General features: G+C 54.8%; 10 protein-coding genes and 1 tRNA gene. 5 read left to right on the top strand and 6 right to left on the bottom strand.

The window, feature by feature from the left end:
• The first annotated feature begins 953 nt into the window (after positions 1 to 953).
• Positions 954 to 1871 (top strand): hypothetical protein, encoded by a 918-nt coding sequence (locus VFU50_20645; GenBank protein ID HEU5235277.1) that lies wholly within the window; start codon positions 954 to 956, stop codon positions 1869 to 1871.
• 1188 nt (positions 1872 to 3059) lie between these two features.
• Here the strand turns inward: VFU50_20645 and VFU50_20640 are convergent.
• Both VFU50_20640 and VFU50_20635 read right to left on the bottom strand, forming a co-directional pair.
• Positions 3060 to 4478, bottom strand: a complete 1419-nt coding sequence (locus tag VFU50_20640; GenBank protein HEU5235276.1) for a DUF4382 domain-containing protein — start codon at positions 4476 to 4478, stop codon at positions 3060 to 3062.
• A 1205-nt stretch (positions 4479 to 5683) separates the two neighbouring features.
• Positions 5684 to 5773: transfer RNA gene (locus tag VFU50_20635), tRNA-Ser, on the bottom strand.
• 124 nt (positions 5774 to 5897) lie between these two features.
• On the opposite strand from VFU50_20635, the gene VFU50_20630 reads away from it, so the two are divergent.
• A complete protein-coding gene (locus VFU50_20630; GenBank protein ID HEU5235275.1) occupies positions 5898 to 6800 on the top strand; it encodes a DUF72 domain-containing protein in 903 nt (300 codons plus the stop codon).
• A 241-nt stretch (positions 6801 to 7041) separates the two neighbouring features.
• On the opposite strand, the gene VFU50_20625 is transcribed toward VFU50_20630, so the two are convergent.
• On the bottom strand, positions 7042 to 7419 hold the full coding sequence (locus VFU50_20625; protein ID HEU5235274.1) for a response regulator: 378 nt from the start codon (positions 7417 to 7419) through the stop codon (positions 7042 to 7044).
• Positions 7420 to 7673: 254 nt separating this feature from the next.
• On the opposite strand from VFU50_20625, the gene VFU50_20620 reads away from it, so the two are divergent.
• Positions 7674 to 9305: a Na+/H+ antiporter gene (locus VFU50_20620; GenBank protein HEU5235273.1), complete on the top strand. Its 1632-nt coding sequence runs from the start codon at positions 7674 to 7676 to the stop codon at positions 9303 to 9305.
• Positions 9306 to 9372: 67 nt separating this feature from the next.
• Here the strand turns inward: VFU50_20620 and VFU50_20615 are convergent, their stop codons facing one another.
• Both VFU50_20615 and VFU50_20610 read right to left on the bottom strand, forming a co-directional pair.
• Positions 9373 to 11493: a SpoIIE family protein phosphatase gene (locus VFU50_20615; GenBank protein HEU5235272.1), complete on the bottom strand. Its 2121-nt coding sequence runs from the start codon at positions 11491 to 11493 to the stop codon at positions 9373 to 9375.
• A gap of 20 nt (positions 11494 to 11513) precedes the next feature.
• Complete coding sequence (locus VFU50_20610) at positions 11514 to 12437, bottom strand: YihY/virulence factor BrkB family protein (GenBank protein HEU5235271.1); 924 nt, start codon at positions 12435 to 12437, stop codon at positions 11514 to 11516.
• Positions 12438 to 13016: 579 nt separating this feature from the next.
• On the opposite strand from VFU50_20610, the gene VFU50_20605 reads away from it, so the two are divergent.
• Positions 13017 to 13235, top strand: a complete 219-nt coding sequence (locus VFU50_20605) for a cold-shock protein (protein ID HEU5235270.1) — start codon at positions 13017 to 13019, stop codon at positions 13233 to 13235.
• A gap of 203 nt (positions 13236 to 13438) precedes the next feature.
• Here VFU50_20605 and VFU50_20600 read toward each other — a convergent pair whose 3' ends face one another.
• Positions 13439 to 14011, bottom strand: coding sequence for a DUF892 family protein (locus VFU50_20600; GenBank protein HEU5235269.1), 573 nt, complete (start codon positions 14009 to 14011; stop codon positions 13439 to 13441).
• A 95-nt stretch (positions 14012 to 14106) separates the two neighbouring features.
• On the opposite strand from VFU50_20600, the gene VFU50_20595 reads away from it, so the two are divergent.
• A complete protein-coding gene (locus tag VFU50_20595) occupies positions 14107 to 16863 on the top strand; it encodes an AMP-binding protein (protein ID HEU5235268.1) in 2757 nt (918 codons plus the stop codon).
• Position 16864: the final 1 nt, after the last annotated feature.

Genomic DNA, 16864 nt, shown 5'->3' with positions numbered 1-16864 from the left:
AGACACGTCAACCTCGATTCGCAATGAGTTGGACCTACTGCAAGCCTCGGAGATGTTGAACATAAGTTATAGAGCTTGATTGGTAGATTGATCAGGCAGCAGTTTCTGATGGAACGGCGTTGCGCTTTTGCCGACGCATCTCGCAAATTTCATGCGTGCATCTTCGCTTCGAGACTTCCAACTCCTTCCCTGCCATCTTTTCGGCGTCGATCAGATCATTCTTGGCTCACCTCATGGCAAAGACAATTTCACTCAACTTGAGATTAATCCCCTTAGCATCGCCGTTCTGAGTGTGTTGAATGAAAAAGACCATCAAGCATCAAGAATGTGACTATTGTCGTGCCGGTGTGGATGACTCCAACGCTGGCATCCGATGAGTTCTTTACTGTTGGAATGGAAAAGAGCGGAGTTCGAAGGAGGGTGGCAGGGTGCGAGTGAGAGCGCGGTGAGTGCCCAAACTGGGTTTGGTGTTATGTTTGGCGCGAAACCGCCGTCCGAAGCGCCGTCCAAGCCGCGGCCGAGCAGCGTCCACCTGGAAGAGGACGCAGTGAGGAAGACGCGCAGCTCACCGATTACGGGGTGCCTGCAGGATAGGGGCGGCGTGCCAGCTTACGATCTAATCGCCGAGGACTGGCGATCCTAACGCACGTGAGAAAAACAGAATCTCGGTGTCCCGATGGTATTCCGAGTTCGCTTCATCGCGATAGGATCAGAAGCAAATCAATGCGGCGAGGCATGCTCCAGCCGTTCATAGTAGTCGCAACCTTCTGCATATGAGCCGCAGGTTGACATCAAGTTGAGTAGCGGGAGGCCTTGAAATCGCTCGTACTTACAAAACCTGAGTCGCTTAAAAAAGTGGCCATTGGCATGCTACCTAACGTCACGGTTCCGTGCTTTCCAACCTGACTCCCCGGTTCCCAAGATTCTAACTTTCGACAACATGGAGGCTGTACATGGTAAAGAGGTGTATGGCTGTTGGCTTCTGCGCTGGCATCATCGCGATGCTGGTGCCACTGCATGCTTTTGCGGCTGTCTCGGGTGCGATCTTTACGACTCGCGCGGACGGCACTGAAGTTAACTACAACATTTATTCTGACAAGAACGATGTCTACCTTAACGGAGGACCAGGGCTCAACGCACCCGACGGTGCTGCCGGCCTGCCGGATGGGATCTATGTTTTCCAGGTAACGGAGCCCTCGGGAAAAACTCTGTTATCGCAGGATGCCATTGGCTGTCGTCAATTCCAGGTCGCAGGCGGAAACATCGTGAATGGGTTGCCTGGCCCTTGCCCGCATGTCCAAACCCCAACTTTGGCCAATGGCGGCTACCCAGTTCAACTCATGCCGTATGCTGACACGCCGAATCCGGGAAATGAGTACAAGGTTTGGGCCGAGTTGCTGAGCAATTACCAACAGTCTTGCGGTTCCGATCTCACCCAGACGGATTGCTCCGCCCGCGGCACCAAGCACGGCTTCACGCCTTCTCTCAGCAAGACCGACAACTTTAAAGTTGGATCACTCCCTTTGGAAATCGATACACGTTTCTTCGCCGACACCAACGGTAACGGCTTCATGGACGCCGATGAATCATGGATCGATGGCTTGGAAATCACTTGGCACGATACCCTGGGTGGCTCCAACAACAAGTACTCGCTGTTGAATCTCGCTCTCGACATCAATCACGAAGCTCACGTCGAGGCGGTCGAAGTGGGAACCCACATTATCGACGTCTATAGCCAGCCGGGCTGTACCGTAGGCAATGTGTTCCTGAACGGACAGTTGTTGCGCAACGCGGGCCCACAGAGCGTCGCGGTCCAGGTTAAGAACTCAATGAAGTCAGGCACACTTCGCGTTGACGTAGCATGCGAATAGCGTTGTAGGTAAGCAACGTTCCGAAGTGGACCGGGACCGCGCAACGACGTAGGGGCGCGGTCCTTTCTTTTTGAAGTTTTGACACCGGAGCAGAGACGCAGTTTGAGGTTCAGCAAAAACATTCTGTTTGTAGCAGCCTGGTGGAGGATCGTCCCCGACCGATAAGTTGCAGCCCGCTTCATCTTCGTCGTCTGTCATGTATCGTGAATGAGCTTCACGAGGCACGGCTTTATCGTTGATTTCGAAGCGGCTTCATACCTGAGACCCAAGCCGCTGTCTGCGCAATTCACACCGGGCGATCTTCCGCGGCGGTCTCACGCTTGCTCAAGTCGAGAGACCAGCCGTGGTGCAAACGGCGACTGGATACAGGCGGGGGAATCGACAAGCCTGTGCTTTACCGAAGGCTGAAGCGGTATCGGAGAGATGAGTCGACAGACGGGATTGATGTTGCGGCGGATTACGAGGGAGAATCCCGTCTTGTTACACGATTTCTGGATTTCTGAGATTTGGCTGTGGTGAGATGCAGGGTTATCTCGCCACAGCGTGGTGTCAGTACCGCAAACGAGCTGACAAATTGTCCGTCAGACAGCTGCTGCTTTCGCAACACCTCACGAGGCCCTCGCGACCTCGCTCCCAAAATGGCGTTATACGACTTGAAAACGCCAAACATAATCGGCAGAACGAGCAGAGGCACTTGCCAGCCGATCTCTTTCGACGCGGGTAATGCTAGTCTCGCAATTGCGGCGATAAGCACAAAGTACGGAAACGAAAGCTGCAAGACGTTTCCCATGTTCTTAATCGCATTCTTTGCTTCCGTGAGAGCATGCGCATTAGGAAGTTGGCGAAGGATGAAACCGGGCACGACGAAATGCGTTCCCGAAAAGAAATAAGAAATCCGTGCCGTTCCGGCTTCTTTATTCTCTCGTTACGGGCGAGCCGCCAATATCAGATGCTTGACGACGCGGCTCTGTACACGTTGCGGTCAATTCGTGCAAACGCGAAGTGGCTGTTGCGCACTGCGAGCCTTTACCGATAAGGAAGCGGGCGCCCACAACTCCTGTTCGACTCATACCAACGATCATCGAAACCTGTTGCTTCCGCTTGGCGAGGTTAGAGCAGTTTGGCCCGCATTCTGATTCTTTTTCCCGATTGAATATGTCGTCTGCTTTCGCGCTTCCCCTGACCGTTCTACTGGCAGCCGGTGAAGGTCACAGTAGCCGCCTGTACTGGTTGGCCAGGTGTGACGGAGACGACTGCAGTCATCTGCACAGGCGGCGTGCAATCCTGCGTTCCGCCTGACTGGGGAACGAACGCCTGTGCTTCGACCGTATAGCTTGCAGCCCCGGAGGCTCCTGCGGTGTAGTTCGTCCCACTCGAACTGAATGCTGCTAGCGATGGGTTCACACCGGGCACCGACAACGTGTACGAGGCACAATCCGTTTTCGTTGCGCACGTTGCGCCTGCTTGGGTTGTAGCTGTGGCAGTGGCGGAAGACTGCTGAGCGAGGGGGATGGTCACCGTCAGCGGTCCGCCCGCAGTGGTGACTTGTTGCAGGGCCGAGATGGTGAGGTCAGCGATGGTCCCTGCCGGAACTGAATTTGCGCTGGTTATGGTTCCCGTTATGGAACCTGGGCCGGTACTCGTACCCGTGGTCGCAAACATTTGTACATTGCCGATAGCCGTCCCTGGACTAACTCCGGTCGTGATAGTCGCGGCATACTCTACATTGGCTCCATCTACGGCAACTGCAACTACGTCGTAGTTGCCGGCAGGAACTGGACAGAAGACGAATGCGCCACTCGCGTCTGGAGTGCTCTGCATTACTACCCGATCGATTCCAGCCGAATCCTTCTGCTCCAGCGCGACGATCGCTTTACCACCGACGATCGGCTGGCCCGTCACCTTGTCGACGAGCTTGCCGTTAAGCGAGGCTGACGTTGTCGAAACTTCTCCCGCGTGTAACACAGGCTTCAGACGATATTGTCCGTTGCCTTGCGTCACGATCGAGGCGCAGGTGTCGAAATCGATATTCAAATCTTTCGTCTGTCCGGCAGCCACAGTGAACTTGCCGCTCGCGATTTGGCCGGAAGGGACCTTCAGGCCGGTCTGTGCTTCGCTCGAGAGTAGGAGCGGATGAACGCTGTTATCTGAGGACAAAACCACGCAGTTGGCGACTCCATTGCACTTGTCGCCGCTAATCGCCACATTGTTGGCGCCAAGCACGATTCTGATCTGCTGATAGCTCCCCGGCTGCAACTGTGTAGTAGATCCGAGGGTCGCGAGAAAACATTGATTGTTTGCTTGGCCAAGTAGATCAACCTGCTGCGGGCTGCCTTTGAGAGCGGGTGTTACGTCCAGCCAGGAAGAATCGTTGTCTCCAGCAGTTGCACTGCTATTGACCAGCACATCGGTGATCGTGACATAAACGTGACTGAAAGGGCCGCCTGTCATCGATCCGCAGGTTGCCGGATCGCTCACGGTAACCGTTGTACTCGCCGCCTGAGCGGCTTGATTGCTGGGTCTATTGCTGCCACACCCAACGATTATTGCTCCTGTAGTTAACATCAGCGCGGCGATTAAGCCAGCCATCCATGATTTCGGACGCATGATTTCCTCCAAAATCACAGGAAAGTGCAACTTCTGTGCCAACTGCGCCATTACTGGGAATATGCCGGGAATATCCTGCATCAACGCCCGAAGCTCATCGAACAAGAGTTCGGGTTGCGAAGTAGAGTGAAATCTTCTGCACTCAAGCGCTTGCACCGAACTTATAAAGAAAATTAGTCGATTTTGTGCGCAAATTTACATATTTACTCGGAAGTAATTTCGAGAAAACATCCAGAGGTTGCGATGCGAATAGCCCCGCAGCAGTAATCTGCCCGAGGTGACTCAATATTCCGGCATGATCTCTGCGAATCGCTCTCTGGTCTAATAGCCAGTGATCTTCGTCGTTATTTCACTGTGACAGACAGCAAGCGTCAGGCGAACAGCAAGGTATTGGAACTTTTTGGACCCACGAACAAATCGGAACTCATTCATTCTGCCGAATGTCCAGCCTGAGACATAGGTAACAGAACGTTCCGGAGACATGGGTTACACTTTTCGGTCCGAAGGAGGGCGGAGGAGGGGATGCCATGGAAGGAAAGTTCTGTGATCGACGAACGAATGCGCTTCGTAATCCGGCTCAAGGACGGGGAGAGTATGGCGTCACTGTGCCGTGAGTTTGGCATTTCACGAAAGACGGGATACAAAAATCCTGGACCGCTACGAGCAGTGCGGTGTGGAGGCGGTTGAGCGATCGCGCCCGTCGGCCCCATCGCTATGCCAACCAACTGCCGGCGCCAGTGGAAGCCGCCATGTGGCTGCCAAACGAGAAAAACCCTACTGGGGAGCTCGCAAGATCCGCGAACCTTTACTGCGGCGGCTGGCTTCAGAAATAAAGGTCCCAGCCTGCAGCACCATTCATGCAATCTTAGATCGATATGGTCTGGTCACCCGAGCAAGTCGGCCCAGGACTCGTGCCCAGGGAACGCCGCTCTCGGCAGGCTTGAACCCGAATGACTTGTGGTGCACAGACTATAAAGGCGAGCTCCAACTCGGGAACAAGCGTTATTGTTATCCGCTGATGGTCACCGATTACGCTTCGCGCTACCTGCTGCTGTGCGAGGCCATGGAATCTAATCAAGAACAACCCGCTTTTCTTGGAGGAAAAAACTCTGCAGCCCCTCGAAAATCCCTTCGGGCCAAAAGTGTAACCCGTGTCTCCGGAACGTTCTGTTACCTATGTCTCCGGGCCGGACACAGAAGAAAGCTGGCGGAGAGAGTGGGATTCGAACCCACGATACCCGTTAAGGTATACACGCTTTCCAAGCGTGCGCCTTCAGCCACTCGGCCATCTCTCCGTGAGGGCTGAAACGTGGCTGGTTTCTATTCTACTGGATTCGGTTGCGTGCACACCTCTCGGCATCCCCAAGGGCAAAAGGACTTCCAGACAACGCAATTCGGTAGCGCAGGTAAGCTAAAGAGGTGAGCGCCAGCCAACAGATTCTGATAGGAACGGCTGGGTTTTCTTACAAGGATTGGGAGGGGATCGTCTATCCAGCCGGGCTCAAGAAACGGCAGCATCCTTTGCAGTTCCTGGCGCAGTACCTCGATTGTTGCGAGATCAATACATCTTTCTACGGACACATTCAGCCCAAAACGGGAAAGCAATGGTGCGAGTTTGTGGCCGACGTGAATCCGCGCTTCGAATTTACTGCCAAGCTGTTTCGCAGCTTTACGCACGCGCCTGGAGCGGTTTTGCAGTCGACTTCCGCGGCTACGATTAACCCCATTGCCGAGGACGAGGCGAATGCAAAAGCCGGTCTTGATTCGATTGCGTCGCGAGGGAAATTGGGAGCGCTGCTGATTCAGTTTCCCATCTCGTTTAAGAATACTGATGAGAATCGCGAGTACCTGCAAAGCTTGATCACGCGCTTCAGAGAATATCCGCTGGTCGTCGAGGTGCGGCACGCGACCTGGGACAATCCTGAGATCCTCGCGCAATTCGCGGCCGAGAAGATTGCGTTCTGCAATATCGATCAGCCGCTCTTGGGTCGATCGGTGCGTGGGACCGAGCACGCAACGTCAAACATCGGCTATGTTCGCCTGCATGGGCGCAACTACAAGGAGTGGTTCCAGTCTGACAATCGCGACGACCGCTACAACTATCTCTACACTCCCAAACAGCTGGAGCCATGGAAGGAGAAGATCGAGCGCTTGGGAGAGAAGGTCGAGAAGACGTTTGCAGTGACGAACAATCACTACAAGGGAAAAGCTGCGGTGAACGCGCTGGAGTTGAAGAAGATGCTGAAACGGGAAAAGGTGAAGGCGCCGAGTACGCTGATCGAGCACTATCCGGAGCTGCGCGATTTCGCGGAGCCGGGATAAAGATTGAACACGGAGGGCACGGAGGTTTTATTTTTGTTTGTCATTCGGAACGCCCGATTTTAGCGGAGGAATCCCTACACCAACTCATGAGTGACGCGGAAGAACATTAATGAATGGCGAATTCTGAAGTGCGTCGGCTTCCACTGGTTCGAGAACAGCGACGAATATGGATGCAGGCAGGGATTCCTCACCGCAAGCGGTTCGGAATGACAGTAAAACGCTCCATGTTCAATTCAGGCCGTTACCCGATGCGGCGCAGCTTCTCCCGCGTCAGGACTTCGCGGACTGCGTCTTTCAGCGCATTCAGAGAATAGGCCTTTTGCACGAAGGCATCGACTTGCTTGAGGATTTCTGGGGAAGGACTGGTTTGTCCGCTGACTATGATCACTGGAACTTTGGGATCCAGGCTGCGCAGCTTACGGATGAAGCCCGCATCGCTCGATGCGTTGGAGAACAGGTCAGTGATGACCAGGTCGAAGCGATCGGCGGCGAAGCGTTCCAGGGCGTCGGAAGGTGAAAGTGCGATCTGCACTTCATATCCGGCACGCCCAAGCACAATCTCGTTCAACTCGTTGATTCGAGGATCGTCGTCTACGCAGAGGATACGAGGGACTATCATTGCCTCTCCGCGAGTTGCACCTCCTAGGATGCAACATCTATTGCATAAGGGCACGCGCCTTCCCAATTCGGTACAGTTACTTTAGGACAATAGCCCCATTGTCCGAAAGGACATGTACCTCATCGAGAAACCGCAGCTCTCGCCGAGGGTCTTGGCAATACCGTGAGGTCGATCGCGGCAGGCGGTTCATTCTGTAGCAGCAGGTAGATTCTGTAGCAGCAAGTAGATTGGTTTTCCACTGATGCAGCGTTCCGATGAACACTTCTGGATCAAGCCTCCACTCGATTGAGCTTGTTGTTCTGCTGTTGCTGCTCATCGTGGCGGGATTCGCATGGCTGGCGCAGCGTCTGAAGATTCCATATCCGATCGTGCTGGTCATCGCGGGCCTGGTGATAGGCTTCGTTCCGGGAATTCCACGGGTCAGTCTTAATCCGGAGTTGATCTTCCTCGTCGTTCTTCCCCCGCTCCTGTATGCGGCGGCGTGGGTCACATCGTGGCGAGATTTCGTCGAGAACTTCATCAGCATTGCTTCTATGGCGATTGGTCTAGTGGCATTTACCGTATTTGGGGTGGCGGTCGTCGTTCCGCTGTTCTTTGCCGGATTCGACTGGCGCATTGGGTTCGTACTGGGAGCAGCCGTCGCCACCACGGACGCAATAGCGGCTACAGCGATTGCCAAGCGTGTCGGACTGCCAAAACCTATCGTCGATGTGCTCGAAGGCGAGAGCCTGCTGAACGATGCGACCGGATTGCTTGCGCTGGAGTTTGGAACGGCGATCGTGGTGTACGGGCAGACCCCGAGTTTCATTTCGGGCATCGGACGGTTCGTCTATTTGGGCGCAGTCGGAGTCGCCATTGGAGTCGCTCTCGCGATCGTCGTAGAGTGGTTCGAGCGCCATATTGACGACGCGAACATCGAGATCACGATCAGTATTTTCGTTCCGTACGCTGCGTATTTGGCTGCAGAAGCTGTTCATGCATCCGGAGTTTTGGCGGTCGTCGCTGCCGGATTGTTTTTGGGAGGACGGAGTTCACGCTTTTTTTCGCCGAGTGTCCGCTTACAGGCAAATGCCGTATGGAATTCGCTGACGTTCATCCTCAACGGACTGGTTTTCGTGCTCATCGGGCTGCAGCTTCCTTATGTGCTCTCGGGAATTCGCGAGTCTTCCCTGCCCCGTCTCATTGCGCTGGGCGCGTTGTTTAGCGCCTTTCTGATCGCGTTACGCCTTGTCTGGACTTTTCCCAGCGCATACTTCGCAAGCTTCATGCGCAGCAGAATGCTGCATCGCCAGGGCTCCGTTCCCAATGCACGAGGGCTGTTTGTAGTTGGATGGACCGGGATGCGAGGCGTGATAGCGCTTGCTGCAGCAATATCCTTGCCGCGAACATTGTCCAACGATGCTCCGTTTCCACATCGCAGTCTCATCATTTTTCTGACGTTCAGCGTGATTCTGGTAACTCTGGTTCTGCAGGGACTCACGCTGCCCGGTCTAATTCGCGCACTCGGCCTCGGCGGTTCTTCTCGACCGCACACGCGCGAGCAGGAAGCCCGTCGTTTGGTTTTAGAGCAAGCCTTGGCGTATCTCGAAAAACGTCGGCAGGTGGACAAGCCTGAATTTGCGGGCACGTACGATGATCTGGCGCAGCACTATCGACAACGTCTCGCCAGTGTGAACGGAGAAGCGGAACAGGACGTAAACCCAGAGCAGTACCAACGCTATCTTTCGCTCTCACGCGAGATGCTCGAAGTCGAACGCAACGCTGCGCTCGAGCTACGAAATCAAGGACGAATCGATAGCGAGATCGCTCGAGAACTGGAAGAGGAACTCGATCTGAGCGAAACGCGTCTGCGCAGTGCTATCAAGCATCGGAACCTCCAAGCGTAGAAGATGACTAAGGACGTCCTGGTAGCGTTGACGCACAGCCTTCGGGATTTTGGTGTTCGATCTTGGTCTACCGCACGCGCGCGAGTACAAGCGTGATATCGTCCGGCTGCTCGTTGTCACCGATCCAATCCTGCACGGCGGCAATCACGATTTCGGAAATGCGCTCCAACGAAAGATGCCGGCTGCTGCGGACCAGCTCCAGCAACCGCTCCTCGCCAAATTCTCCAAATTCATTTTCCGGCTCGGTCACCCCATCGCTGTAAGCGACGAAGATATCGCCAGGAGAGAGATGAACTTCCTCTTCTTCGAGGACGATCTCGGGAAACAATCCAACGACCAACCCGCCGGTTTCGAGCTTCCGTACTTCACCGTTGTCGTGGATTATCAACGGCGCGAGATGCCCACCATTGGAATACACGAACTTGCGCGTGTTCCCATCAAAGATGCCGAGAAAAAGCGTCGCGTATTTTTCCGGAGGCGTGCTGCTGTACAAATGGCGATTTAGAAGCGAAAGAACTTCAGCAGGTGATTCGACGTTGTCGGATGCAACCGACCATCGCGGAAGTTGAACGTTGTTGCTGGCCGACGCGATTGCCGCCGCTCCTGCAGCGACAAGCTGTTCCCGTTCCGGCATCGCTCCCAATTCGAAGACGCGGACCGCGGAATGAATAGTAGCCATGAGTAGCGCGGCGGAAATTCCCTTACCACTAATGTCGCCCACCGCAATACCGAGTCGTTCTTCCCCCAGCGCGACGAAATCGTAGTAATCACCGCTGACCGTGCGCGCAGGTTTGCAGATGCCGTGCAGCTCAAGCGAGTGCAGCCGCTTGGGATCGCGCGGAAAGAGTTGTGCCTGCACTTCCTGGGCAATGGCCAGTTCATTTTCCAGCCGCTGCTTTTCTTTTTGTTCCTGTAACAGGCGCTGCAAGGACTCAGTCATCGAATTGAATGAGGTCTCCAGAGACGCAAGCTGATCGCTTGAATGCACCCGAATGCGATGCACCAGATCACCTCGATTAATGTGTTGGGTTGCTCGGTAAAGTGCACCCACCGATCCCGTGATTGTCCGCGTGAGCCGCACGCCGATAATGAGAGCGATCAACTCGATGATTGCGAACGCAATTGCAACTACGGCGAGTGCGATGAGCACCGCAGAGCCCACTTCTCCGAGATCGGTGAAGACTCGGCTGTTCAGAATTGATGGACGCGTGCTCACGTTAACCCAGGCTCGACTCTCCTCTCCTGAGGCCCAGTCGGTGATCTTGAAGACAGAACCAAACTGGAGCATCGGATCGAAGCGATAGACCTGTAGCGGCCTTGTCCCGGCGCTCACAGTGGGGACTGGTGTGAGATTTTTGTTGTCGCCTTCGCTGAATTTGAACGAGCTTTGGCCGTCCTTTCCGCCATCGCTCTGTTCGAAGTGATAAAGAGTGACAACGCCAAGATCAGGCACCGCCCGCGAAAGGAGTTCGGGAGTGATGGGCACCAGTATCACCACCTGCAAATTGCCTGCGGGTGTTCTCGTGCTGCGATAGCTCCGAATGAAGAACTTGCGATCAAAGGCGATGATTCCACCTGCGTCACGCGAGCGGTCGGCCAATTCGGAACGCGGGGTCTTTCCGTTCACGAGCTGAAGCGGTCGGCCGTTCACCCATGCAGCGATGGTCCAATCCGGAAATCGCTGAGTTGGCCCCAGCAGTTCGAGGCTGGAAAGATGAAGTGCACCGCTAGACTTTTTCTGCAGCGCATCTGAAATCTCCAATGAGATTGTTGAGTTCAGCGTATCGAGACTAAGAACCTCGGCCTGCAGGTCGCGATGGACGAGCATCGTGGTGAGCTGATTGCCGAGAATGTATCCCGCGATGACGGCCATCGTCAGGATCAGCACAACCGGAATCACACCTATGAAGACATAGGTAACGATTAGCCGGTTACGCAGTCGCCAGAGCAGCTTGTGTCGGACCCAACGAACGAGCAGCCAGGTTCCGGTGCAGATCACGACGAACTCAAAAAAGGTGGCCCATCCCGAAAACGTTCCTGACCATTTGGGAGACGGAATAGCTAGCGCCAGAACCTCCGAGATGACGTACAGCCCAACTACCCACACAGTGAAGCGCGCGAGGCCGCTGCGTGGGTAAACACCCCAAGCCATGAGGCGGCGTTTCACACTACGGAGAAATTGGTCCATGGACGACTGCTCTGAGCCGATTATATGAGGCTGGAGGATACCTGACGCGCGCGCAAAACGCTAAACTGCGCGCCTCCGAGCAGCAGAAGGCCGGAGACAAAGGCCCAGAACATCAGTGTGACGGATAGAGCAAATGGCCCGTACACTTCCGGAAAATCGAGCCAATGCAGCGCGAGGATGTAGAGGTATTTGCTGAGCTCCCAGATGAGGCCGGTGAGAACCGCACCCGGCACAACGGATTTCGCGCTGACTTTTCCATTGGGCAGCAGCCAGTAGATCAGGAAGAACATCGCGATGCTGGCAGCGAAGGCGAAGAACTTCATGATTAGAAAACCAATTCCGCGGAACAGCAGATTCTCCTTGGATCCGAAAATAGCCAGCAACCACGTTTGATTCTTCGCGGTTATCGCCACAGAGATCAGCGCCAGAAGGCCGCATCCGGTGGCCAATGCCAGCGAGATCGCCTGATTGCCTAGGTACTTGCGATTGGTCGTGAATCCCCAAACCTGGTTCAGCGCCACTTCCAAGGGAACAAATACGCCGGTCGACGACACCAGCAGCATGGCTAGCGAGAACAACCTCATGCCGCGATGCGGAGTCAGAGCGACGACGCTGCGCACGATAAAATCCTGCCCGGCTGGCAAGTAGCTGCGCAGGACTTGCAGCACCACGTCATACATCATCTGCGACTGGAACACCTGCCGCGTAACCGTGAGCAACAGGATCACGAAGGGAAAGAATGACAGAATCACATTGGCCGCCACGCTGAAGGCGAAGGTATGCACCTCCGTGTGCATCAGATATTTCGCCGTTTGGCGAAGATATCCAGCGTTCTCCGGTTTCCGGAGTTCCGATTCGATGCGCAATCGCAGCTTCCGAGTAATCTTTGTCTCGGCGACTGTTGGAGTCGAGGCGGCGATTCCGGGCTCTGGCGTAGTGGACATCAGTCATCAGAAGCCTAGCAGAGCTACAGCTGAGAGTCGCTCAGGTCTTTCGGTTACGGAGGTTTTTTCACCACGGAGATGCGTCTATTTAAATTTTTCTATTGTTTTATGAGGCTGAATTGTGAAACGCGGCAGAGAAACTGGGAAATGCCGAATCGATTTGGCAATTTTATATGGCGGTAATCACGCACGGTTACTGTGTACACGCGCAATTAAAACGTTTTTTATTGCCGTTTTCGCGAAAGTTCTGCTTTACAAAATCGTTTGTCTCTGAATATCATGCCCTTCGTTTGTATGCAGTATGCATGTCGCGTAACGAACTCTTCTAAAACAAGCAGAGATTTTGCACGACAGGTTTCGAGGTTGAGGTTCTTGTTCGCTGTCGCAGTCGATAAAGAGACGACGCCGGTTTTGCTGGGACGAAAGCGCTCTGCAATCGTTCACAGCGAAAGCGGCTTTTCTTTTTGCGCCTGAGCGCGGATGAGTCTCACCTCTTCAACTCGCTTCGTTGGCAGTCTTGGGAGAACCAGCCTGGGGAACCATCGGGGGAGATTTTGATTCGAGGCGAAAGGAGTTTGCGTGAGTACTACTAAGGAGAAGGGTACAGTGAAGTGGTTCAACGGAGCCAAGGGTTATGGATTTATTCAGCGCTCCACTGGCGAGGACGTATTTGTCCATTTTTCCGTAATCCAGGAAAACGGCTACCGCACTTTGAACGAAGGCGAAGTGGTTGAGTTCGAACTGCTGAAAGGCCCCAAGGGGCTGCAGGCATCGAACGTCGTGCGCGGCAACGCGTAGGCCATCCACCCCAAAACGTCTTCCCTTCCAGTGGTTCTGTTCTGGTTCGTGCGAGAACAGAGGACAACTGGAAGGGATTTTGCGTTTACGGCGAACCAAGAACGGCGAACACGAAGGTCACGAAGGCAACACATGAGGTAATCAGGTTTTTCGTGACCTCTTCTGTTTCCCTCGTGACCTTTGTGTTCGCCGTTCCTGAAGGTCTACGCCGCTCTTCTCGATCGCGACTTCCCGCGCGACGATGCCGCGGTCCGGCGCGCCGGACGCTCTTCCTCGCCCTCTTCTTCCATGCCGAGATTGTCGGGTTTTAGTTTGCGCGAGATTGCTTCCAGCTTGGTTTTCGTCTGTTGCTCTTCCTTGAGGTTCTGATTCAGCAAACGAATTGCCTTGGTCAGATCCAATTGCTTCGCCATTTCGATGAGCGAGTTATAAGCGCAGATCTCGTAGCTCTCGACCTTGATTGCGGCGCCTACATCGAATATCGAAAGGATATCTTCCGCCGGTTCCTCTTCTTCTTTGAATGAATTGCGCTCTTCTAGCAATCCTTTCATCCCCTTGCACTCGGTCTCTTCGGCTTCCTCTCTGACTTCCTCAAAAATCTGCTGCAGACGCTCGACCTGTTTTTCAGTCTGCTTCTGATGTGCCTGAAACCCTTTTTGCAGTTGCGGCTCCTCGGCATGATCTTCGGCGAGCTCGCCCAATGCTGTGACCAGCTTCTGTTCGGCGTCGAGCATGTCGGTGAGTTCGTGGATGAATAACTCCTTGGCGCTTTGCATGGTTGTCCTCCGGTACCAGAGCTAAGTAAGATGCGAGTCAGAAATTCCGAGGTTCGCTTCACCCGCGCCGATTCCGGTCAGCCCCGCGCCGCCAGATGGAAAGCTTCTATCGCAGATTCGTCGAAACCGCCGCGAAGTATCCCCAGCGTATTGCGGTGGAGTTGCAACGTGCACACGAATCGTCTGCGCGCGAGGAGAGCTACACCTACGCCGAACTGCGGCGCGTGGCTGAACATCTCGGCGCATGGTTGCAGCACACGGGGATTGCACCGGGATCACGCTGCGCGATTTTGGCGAGCAATGGGCCGAGATGGGTCGCAACGTACCTGGGCATCATGGCCGCCGATTGCGTGGCGGTTCCTTTAGACACTGCTTTCAAGCCGGACCAGGTAGCAAAGCTGCTGAAAGACAGCGGCGCGATTCTTTTGTTTGTTGATGCTGCTCATCTCGAAATCGGGAGTGCGGCTTGGAATGCCTGTACAAGCGTGGAGCCGGCAGCCCTCGGCCGGGTTTATGTCATCGACTGCACAACCGAGGGTACACACGAAACTCTCGACAGAGTCCTGAGTAAGAGTCTTCCCGAACTCGTTCAACCCGGCAGCTCTGCGGATGATCTGGCCGTGCTCCTCTACACTTCCGGCACAACCAGCGATCCTAAAGGTGTGATGCTCACGCACAAAAACCTGAATGCTGAAGCCGACAGCGTCTTCCAAGTTCTTGATGTGGGTCCGGACGATGCCATTCTGGGAGTGCTGCCTCTCTTCCACGCACTGGCGCAAATGGGGAATCTGCTCCTGCCGCTCTCGATTGGCGCACGGGTAGTTTATCTCGAGACGCTGAACACAACGGAGCTGCTGCGCGCGCTCGAAGAGCGCGGGATTACGCTCTTCGCCTGCGTTCCACAGTTCTTTTACCTGATCCACGAGCGGGTGATGAAGCAGGTGCAAACCCGCGGGCGAGCTGCATGGATCGCATTTCGCTTACTGCTGCGCTTAGGACGAGCAGGGCGAATCACCGGTCTCAATCCGGGAAAGCTCTTCTTCGCCGAAGCGCATCGGCGGCTCGGCGCGAAGATGCGGTACCTGATCACCGGTGGCTCGCGTTTCGATCCCAAAATAGGACGCGATCTCGAAGACATGGGCTTCAATGTTCTGCAAGCCTTCGGCCTCACCGAGACCTCGGGCGCAGCTTCTCTTACTCCGCCGGGAGAGAACCTGCTCGGCTCCGTCGGCAAGCCGCTGCCCGGTACTGAAGTGCGTATCGCCAAATCGGAACACGCTGAGAACGGCGCGGGCGAAATCCTGATTCGCGGCCCCATCGTGATGAAGGGCTACTACAACCGACTGGACGCTACAGCCGAAGTTCTGAAAGATGGATGGCTTCATACTGGGGATCTCGGCTACCTCGATGCTCGAGGCAATCTTTTCGTGACCGGGCGCAGCAAAGATGTGATCGTTTTGAGCAACGGCAAGAACGTCTATCCCGAGGAGATCGAAGCACATTATCTGCAATCGCCACTGATCAAGGACATCTGCGTGATGGGCATTGAAAGCACTCCCGGCGAGCCACTCGCCGAGCGTTTACACGCTGTGATCGTCCCCAATTTCGATGTTCTCCGCGAACGCAAAGTCGTCAACGCGCGTGAAGTACTGCGTTTCGACATCGAAGGGCTCTCGGCGCAACTTCCGAGTACAAAACGCATTCTCAGCTATGACATCTGGCAGGACGATTTGCCGCGTACGACTACGCGCAAACTTAAGCGCTTCGAGATCCGCAAACGTGTTCTACAAAGTCCCATTCAGGGAGATGCGGCACAGGCGATCTCAGCAGAGCGCAAATTCACTGATGAAGATCGCCTCTGGCTCGCGCAGGATGACGTTCAGAAGGCAATGCAAGTCATTCGCCACGCAAGCAAGAAGCAGAACGAGATTCATCCAGACGACAATCTCGAGCTCGACCTCGGCTTGGATTCGATGGAACGCGTGGAACTCGTCGTGGCCCTCGAAGGTGCGCTCGCGGCGCACGCTGAGGAATCCGACCTTGCGAACGTCTATTCCGTGCGCGAACTGACCAACACCCTGCTTCAACATCGTGGAGGCGCAACTTCACAACGCACGGGATGGGACGCCGTTTTTGCTTCGGAGACCTCGGACGAGGAGGTAAAAGAGACACTCAAACCCTCTCCGTTCTCAACAGTTTTCTGGTTCGTTGCGGCGAGGTTGGCACGATACGTATGCCAACTTCTCTATCGCATCCAGATCAGCGGACTCGACAACATTCCGCAAGATCGCCCGTTCATCTTCTCTCCCAATCACCAGAGCTTCATGGACGCGCCTCTCATCATGAGCTATTTCCCATTTCGAATCTTCCGCAAGATGTTCTATGTTGGCACCAGCGAAATTTTCGGTGATGGCATTCGCCGACGCATTGCGCGCACGATGAAACTCGTTCCTATCGATCCTGACGCGAACCTCATCCCAGCCATGCGCGCCGGCGCGTACGGACTGCGGCAGGGAGAGGCGCTGGTCCTCTACCCTGAAGGTGAACGCAGCATCTCCGGCGAGCCGAAGGCTTTCAAAAAAGGCGCAGCCATTCTCGCTACTCATGTTCATGTGCCGATCGTTCCCGTCGCGATCGATGGATTCGAAAAAGCCTGGGGCCGTGGGCGAGGAATCAGACTCTTTCAGGATCTGAAGATTCAGATTGGGAAGCCGCTCGATCCCCCATCTGCGACCAATGCTTCGGAGAACACCTATGAGAGTCTGACGGCTCAATTGAGAGAACGAGTGATGGACATGTGGCTGGAGTTGAGAGGCGAGCAAAAGCCCGAGCACACGTTGGCTTCAGCCTAGA

Source organism: Terriglobales bacterium (assembly GCA_035764005.1).
Lineage (GTDB): Bacteria > Acidobacteriota > Terriglobia > Terriglobales > Acidobacteriaceae > Gp1-AA112.
Note: the sequence above shows the minus strand (reverse complement) of the source record. Positions and strands in the feature narration are given on the sequence as shown.

Bases quoted from the DNA above. Each gene is read 5' to 3' on its own strand.
- VFU50_20645 (HEU5235277.1), top strand. From the start codon at position 954: ATGGTAAAGAGGTGTATGGCTGTTGGCTTCTGCGCTGGCATCATCGCG.
- VFU50_20615 (HEU5235272.1), bottom strand. From the start codon at position 11,493: ATGGACCAATTTCTCCGTAGTGTGAAACGCCGCCTCATGGCTTGGGGT.
- VFU50_20610 (HEU5235271.1), bottom strand. From the start codon at position 12,437: ATGTCCACTACGCCAGAGCCCGGAATCGCCGCCTCGACTCCAACAGTC.
- VFU50_20595 (HEU5235268.1), top strand. From the start codon at position 14,107: ATGGAAAGCTTCTATCGCAGATTCGTCGAAACCGCCGCGAAGTATCCC.
- VFU50_20640 (HEU5235276.1), bottom strand. From the start codon at position 4,478: ATGCGTCCGAAATCATGGATGGCTGGCTTAATCGCCGCGCTGATGTTA.
- VFU50_20620 (HEU5235273.1), top strand. From the start codon at position 7,674: ATGAACACTTCTGGATCAAGCCTCCACTCGATTGAGCTTGTTGTTCTG.
- VFU50_20600 (HEU5235269.1), bottom strand. From the start codon at position 14,011: ATGCAAAGCGCCAAGGAGTTATTCATCCACGAACTCACCGACATGCTC.
- VFU50_20625 (HEU5235274.1), bottom strand. From the start codon at position 7,419: ATGATAGTCCCTCGTATCCTCTGCGTAGACGACGATCCTCGAATCAAC.